The sequence below is a fragment of the Streptomyces sp. SID5785 genome (assembly GCF_009870065.1).
GTDB lineage: Bacteria > Actinomycetota > Actinomycetes > Streptomycetales > Streptomycetaceae > Streptomyces.
The window spans coordinates 1-5386 of the sequence record NZ_WWIA01001046.1 but is presented as its reverse complement, the minus strand read 5'-3'; the positions used below and the strand labels follow the sequence as shown (position 1 = coordinate 5386).

Annotated in this window: 6 protein-coding genes; 3 read left to right on the top strand and 3 right to left on the bottom strand. The window is 74.3% G+C overall.

Annotated features, from left to right (window positions below; translation table 11 throughout):
- On the top strand, nt 1-884 hold an 884-nt coding region (locus tag GTW43_RS33945), incomplete at its 5' end, for a hypothetical protein (RefSeq protein WP_343246199.1).
- Nucleotides 885-1089: 205 nt separating this feature from the next.
- Here the strand turns inward: GTW43_RS33945 and GTW43_RS33940 are convergent.
- Nucleotides 1090-1722 carry a TetR/AcrR family transcriptional regulator gene (locus GTW43_RS33940; RefSeq protein ID WP_161305814.1) on the bottom strand — a complete coding sequence of 211 codons (633 nt, stop codon included), beginning with the start codon at nt 1720-1722 and terminating at the stop codon, nt 1090-1092.
- Between the two features lie 228 nt (nt 1723-1950).
- On the opposite strand from GTW43_RS33940, the gene GTW43_RS33935 reads away from it, so the two are divergent.
- Both GTW43_RS33935 and GTW43_RS33930 read left to right on the top strand, forming a co-directional pair.
- Nucleotides 1951-2922: a phosphatase PAP2 family protein gene (locus tag GTW43_RS33935; protein ID WP_237536960.1), complete on the top strand. Its 972-nt coding sequence runs from the start codon at nt 1951-1953 to the stop codon at nt 2920-2922.
- A complete protein-coding gene (locus tag GTW43_RS33930) occupies nt 2919-3836 on the top strand; it encodes a DMT family transporter (RefSeq protein WP_161305813.1) in 918 nt (305 codons plus the stop codon). Before GTW43_RS33935 ends, GTW43_RS33930 begins: the two co-directional genes overlap by 4 nt.
- A 98-nt stretch (nt 3837-3934) precedes the next feature.
- Here the strand turns inward: GTW43_RS33930 and GTW43_RS33925 are convergent, their stop codons facing one another.
- Nucleotides 3935-4903 (bottom strand): phospholipid scramblase-related protein, encoded by a 969-nt coding sequence (locus tag GTW43_RS33925; RefSeq protein ID WP_161305812.1) that lies wholly within the window; start codon nt 4901-4903, stop codon nt 3935-3937.
- A 99-nt stretch (nt 4904-5002) separates the two neighbouring features.
- The coding region (locus GTW43_RS33920) for a phospholipase domain-containing protein (protein ID WP_161305811.1) at nt 5003-5386 on the bottom strand (384 nt) is incomplete at its 5' end.

The window sequence follows — 5386 nt, the reverse complement described above, 5'->3', positions numbered from 1 at the left end:
CGTTTCCGGCGTACGGCGCGCAGCCGGGTTATCCCGGACACCCGGGCTATCCGGGGCAGTTGCCGCCGAAGCCGCGCAACCGTGCACGCATCGCGGTCGCCGCGGGCGTCGCGGTGGCCGTGCTCGCGGGGATAGCCGGCGGCGTGTACGCGCTCACCGCGGACGGCGACGGGGGCTCGGACACGGTGGCGGGCGAGTCGGCCTCCCCCAAGGAGCGGACCCGGCCGCCGGGCCCGGACGGCGGGGACGGCGGCGGTGGCGGTGCGGGCGGCGAGAGCGGCGCCCCGCAGGAGCCGGACGCCCCGCAGGAGCCGCTCGACAAGGGCTTCGCGACGGACGTGGCGAACGGGGTGGCGCTGCCGGTGCTCGAGGGCTGGACGGGTACGGACGGCGCGGGCGGGGCCGGTGCGACGACCGGCCCGTACGCGTGCCCGGACGACAGCGGCAAGACCTGCGTGAAGGGCGGGGCGTCGGCCTCGTCCGCCAAGTCCCTGAAGCTGGACGCCACGACGGCCGAGGCGGCGGCGAAGGAGGACATCGCCAAGAACGCGGAGGCGTCCTACGGCGGCAAGACCTACGGCGGGCTGCTCCAGCACGACCAGCTGGTGGCGAAGAAGGTGACGGTCGCGGGCCGGCAGGGCTACCGGGTGCGGTGGATGGTGGACACCAAGTCCCGCCTGGACGCCTGGGTGGAGTCCGTCGCGTTCCCCTCGCCCCGCGACCCGAAGACGCTCATCGTGCTGCGGATCGGCGTGGACGTCCCGCGCACGGCGAAGGAGAAGGCGGCGGGGCCCGACGACACCGCCATCGACAAGATCGTGCAGGGCGTCAAGGAGTCGCGGATCACCGGCGGCGGCACGGGCGGCAGCGGCGAGGACGTCTGACGGGCGAGAACGCCTGGGGGGCGAGGACGTCCGAGGGCGAGGACGTCCGCCGGGCGCGTCCAGCCCCGGACACACACAGGGCCGGGCGGGCTCCCCTCCGCTCAAGGAGAAGCCCGCCCGGCCGGGGGTGCGCGCCGCCCCCGTCCCCACGGTGCGGCGCGGGCAGACCGCCGGCCGGTCATCCCTGCGGCCGGCGGTCTCCCGATCAGGTGGTCCGTGCCGGTACGGCCAGACCGAGTCCCGGGACGAGGACGTCCGTCACGAAGCGGACCAGATAGTCCGCGTCCGCGTGACGCCCCTCCAGGATGGGGCGGCTGCGCATGACTCCGAAGAGCTGCGCCGCCAGGTAGGGCAGCATCGGGTGGTCGGCGGGGACCTCGCCCCGGGCCACCGCGCGCTCGACCATCGCGCCGATCGAGTCCAGCTCGGGGTCGACGAGCGCCTCGCGCAGCGCGTGCTTGAGGTCCTCGTCCTGGAGGATCGCGTGGCCGAGCGCCTGGAGCAGCGCGGTGTCCCGCGTGGCCTGCTCCGCCGCGTTCCCCGCCGCCGCGATCAGGTCGCCCGCGAGGCTGCCCGTGTCCGCCGCGAGGAACTTGACGCAGCTGCCCGCACGCAGCGCCGCCGCCACCATCTGCGGCTTCGTGCGCCACTGCCGGTAGAGCGTGGACTTGCTGCAGCAGGCCTGAGCGGCGACGCCCTCCATGGTGAGCGCCTCGTACCCGTGCTCGCGCAGCTGGTCGAGGATCGCGTCGTAGAGCTCCTGGGCGCGCTCGGCGCTGATCTTCGAACGTCGGGAGCCGGCCGGTCCACAGGGGAGGGAGCCTTCTCGCGCCGTCATGACTCTGCTCTCCCTCGCTGGTCCACGTCCGTGTCGGGTCCACGGTAGCGGTGCGGCCTGCGGTGTCGATGAGATCACATCCGCTATCGATACGCCAGTGTACCGGTACGCCTCCGTATCGGTACACTGGCGTATCGATGAATGCGGTTGGCGCCGCATTCACCGGCGCGCCACAAGCGCACCAGAGCCATCACGCACCACCCAGTCGTCATGAAAAGAGGCCGGGGGATGACTTCCCTTACCGAGCCTGCCGAGCCGGAGCCGGGCCGCACCGCCCGGCCACCGCTGGTCCGCGAGCTCCTGCTGGTCGCAGGACTCTTCCTCGTCTACAAGTTCGGCCGGCAGCTGGCGAACGGCCACACCGACGAGGCCTTCCACAACGCCGACCGCGTGTGGAGCCTCGAGCGCACCCTGCACCTCCCCGGCGAGGGGTCCGTCCAGGGCCTCCTGCTGCACAGCGAGACGCTCGTGCACGTCGCGAACACCTACTACGCGGCCGTGCACTTCCCGGCGACCATCGCGCTCCTGGTCTTCCTGTACCTGCGCCGCCCGCGCCACTACGTGTGGACGCGGCGCGTCCTCGCGGTCCTGACGGCGGCCGCGCTCGTGCTGCACCTGTCCTTCCCGCTGGCCCCGCCGCGGATGCTGCCGGCCGCGCACCTCGTGGACACCGCGCAGGTCTACGGCCCCTCGGTCTACGCCGCACAGCCGGACACCGACACGATGGCCAACCAGTTCGCCGCCATGCCCTCCCTGCACTTCGGGTGGGCGCTCATGGTCGCGATCGGCCTGATCGCGGCGACCCGTTCGCGCCTGCGCTGGCTGTGGCTGCTGCACCCGCTCCTGACCCTGGCCGTGATCGTCGGCACGGCGAACCACTACTGGCTCGACTCGCTCGTCGCCGCCGCGCTCCTCGCCCTCGCCCTGGCCGCGCTGCGCATGCCCGCCGCCGTCGGCGCGCCCCGGCTGCGCCGCCACCTGCTCCCCGCGCCGGCCCACCCCGCCGTGCCGGCCGCCGCGCAGCTGCCGGGCAGCCCCGCGCCGTGGACCGCGCACGCGGACTTCCGCACGCCTCCCGACGCGCTGTCCGCGGTCCAGGTCCTCGACCGGGTGCCCACCCGCATCCCCGTCCAGGTGACCGCGGGCTCGGCCTCCGCCGCGACCACCCCGCCGCCCGCGCGGACGGGAGCGCTGCGGTGAGCGCCACCGTGATCGCCGTCGCGCTCTCCCTCGTCTCCGCCGTGGCCTACGCGGCGGCGGCCGTGGCCCAGGAGCGGCTCGCGTCCCGCACCGCGCAGAGCGGCGCCGGTGTGGGCCGTCTGCTCGGCAGCGGGGCCTGGTGGGGTTCGGTCGGGCTCAACGCCTCGGCGGCGCTGCTGCACGTGGCCGCCCTCAAGTACGGCCCGCTGACCCTCGTGCAGCCGCTCGGCGCGCTCACGCTCGTCGCGGCCGTGCCGCTCGGCGCCCGGCTCGCCGGACGGCGGGTGACCGGCGGCGAGTGGCGCGGGACCGCGCTGACCCTGGCGGGCCTCGCCGCACTGCTCGTGACGGCGACCGGTCCGGCGCCGGACGACACGCTCTCGCTGCCGGAAGCGCTCGCGGTGGCGGGCGCGACGGCCGCGCTCATCGGCGTGCTCGCCCGGCGCAGCGCCCGGCCGGGGCTGCGGCACGCGACCGCGTCCGGCGTCGCGTCGGGGGTGGCCTCCGCGCTCACGCAGACCGTGACGGTGGCGGTGACCGACCGGTCCGGGCCCCTGCTCGACGTCCAGGTGATCGTCGTCGCGGTGCTCGTGGCCGCGTTCGCGGCGGGCGGGCTGCTGCTCTCCCAGACCGCGTACCGGGGCGGACTCGGCGCCCCGCTCGCGATGGTGACCCTGTCGAACCCGGTGGCGGCCGCCGTCATCGGCCTCTCGCTGCTCGGCGAACGGCTGCAGGGCGGGATCGCGGGGCTCGCGCTCGCCCTGGCGGGTGCCGTGATCGCGGCCCGCGGCGTGATACTGCTCACCCGCTCGTCCCTGCCCGACCCTGCCGAGGTGCTCGGGTCGGTGGTGCCGCTCCCCGCGCTGCCCGCCCAACCGGAGCCGGCGGAACCGGTGGTGCTGCGGGCCTCGTGACGCGTGCTTGCCCGTTCATGGGTGTGGGCCCGTACCCCGGCCGGGGTACGGGCCCACACCCATGAAGCGGCGGCGCCGCCGGGCGGCGCCGGGTCCGGTCAGCCGAATCCGCGCGAGTCCTGCTTGAGTGCGGTGTCGACCGTCAGCGCCGTCGCCACGACCAGGCTGAGCAGCGGCTCGGGCAGCTGGAAGTGGATCTGCAGGACGTAGTTGTCCGCCGTGGTGAACATCGTCTTGGCGAGGCCCTCCCACGTCTTGGTGATCCGCGCGACCTCCTGGTCGGCGTGGTCCACGATGGCGAAGTTCCAGGCCCGCCAGTTCTCCGCCTTGATCGCGCCGACCTGCTGGCCGTTCACCATCATGCCGAAGTTGATCTTTCCGATGGCGTTCTGCTGGACGATCTCGCCGACCGGGGAGCCGTCCGGGCGCTCGACGATCACCCGCGACTTGATGAACTTCGCGGGGCGCGTGAGGACGAGCTGCGGCTGCCCGTAGGCGTCACGGATCTCCAGCTTGTGCGTCATGAACTGGTCGACGCTGGAGACGAAGCGCAGGGCCTTCTTCAGACCGCTCTGGCCGATCTCGGTGACCGTGCCGAGCGGACGTCCCTGCTGGTCCATCACGCTGTACTCGTTGGTCAGCTCGATCAGCTTGGCCTTCTGGTTCACGACCAGGACCGGCTCGGTGAACAGCGAGCCGCCGCCCTGCGCGCCCGGCGCGACACCGGCCTGCTGCTGCACCTGGTGCTGCACCCGGGCCGGGTCCGTGTACTGCGGGGACTGCTGCGGCTGCCCGCCGAAAAGCTGCTGCTGCGGCTGCCCGCCGAAGGGCTGCTGCTGGGGCTGCTGCGCCGCATGAGGCTGCTGGGCCTGCGCGGGCTGGGCGGCGGCCTGGGGCTGCGCCGCCGGCTGGGCCTGGGGCTGCGGCTGGGCGGCCTGCGGGGGCACCTGGGCGCCCGCGGCGTGCGTGTGCTCGGTCCACTGGGAACCGTCCCACCACCGCAGGGTCTGGGGAGTCCCCTGAGGATCCGGGTACCAGCCAGCAGGGGTGTTCGATTGCGTCGTCACCCGGGCACACTATCGCGCCGTCCCGGGAATCCGGCCGGCTCGTCCGATGTGAGGTACGCCCCTCCGCGGGTGCCCGCGCCTGCGGAGGGGCGCAGGGCCTCAGACGGTGGCGATCGCCGGGTCGCTCACGCCCGCCGTGCCGTTCTCCACGTGCCCGGCCAGCCGGCGCAGGTATCCGTCGAGGCCCTCGGCGACGACGCTCAGGTCGTACCAGCGCCGGGTGCCCGTCAGGTCGACGCTCGCACGGACCGTCCCGCCGGCCGGCACGGAGTACGTCTTCGCGGCGCCGCCGTAGGCGTTGGTGGCCGTGAGCCGGACCGTCGCGGCCGTCGGGTTCGTGAGCGTGAGCGCGAGGCCGCCGGTGGCCGCGTCGTGGCGGGCGGTCACCTCGGGGCCCGCGGCCTTGTTGTCCCCCTGGAACGTGCGCAGGAAGCCGTTCGGCCCGTGCACGGTGAGGTCGTAGCGGCCTGCCGAGTACGCCGA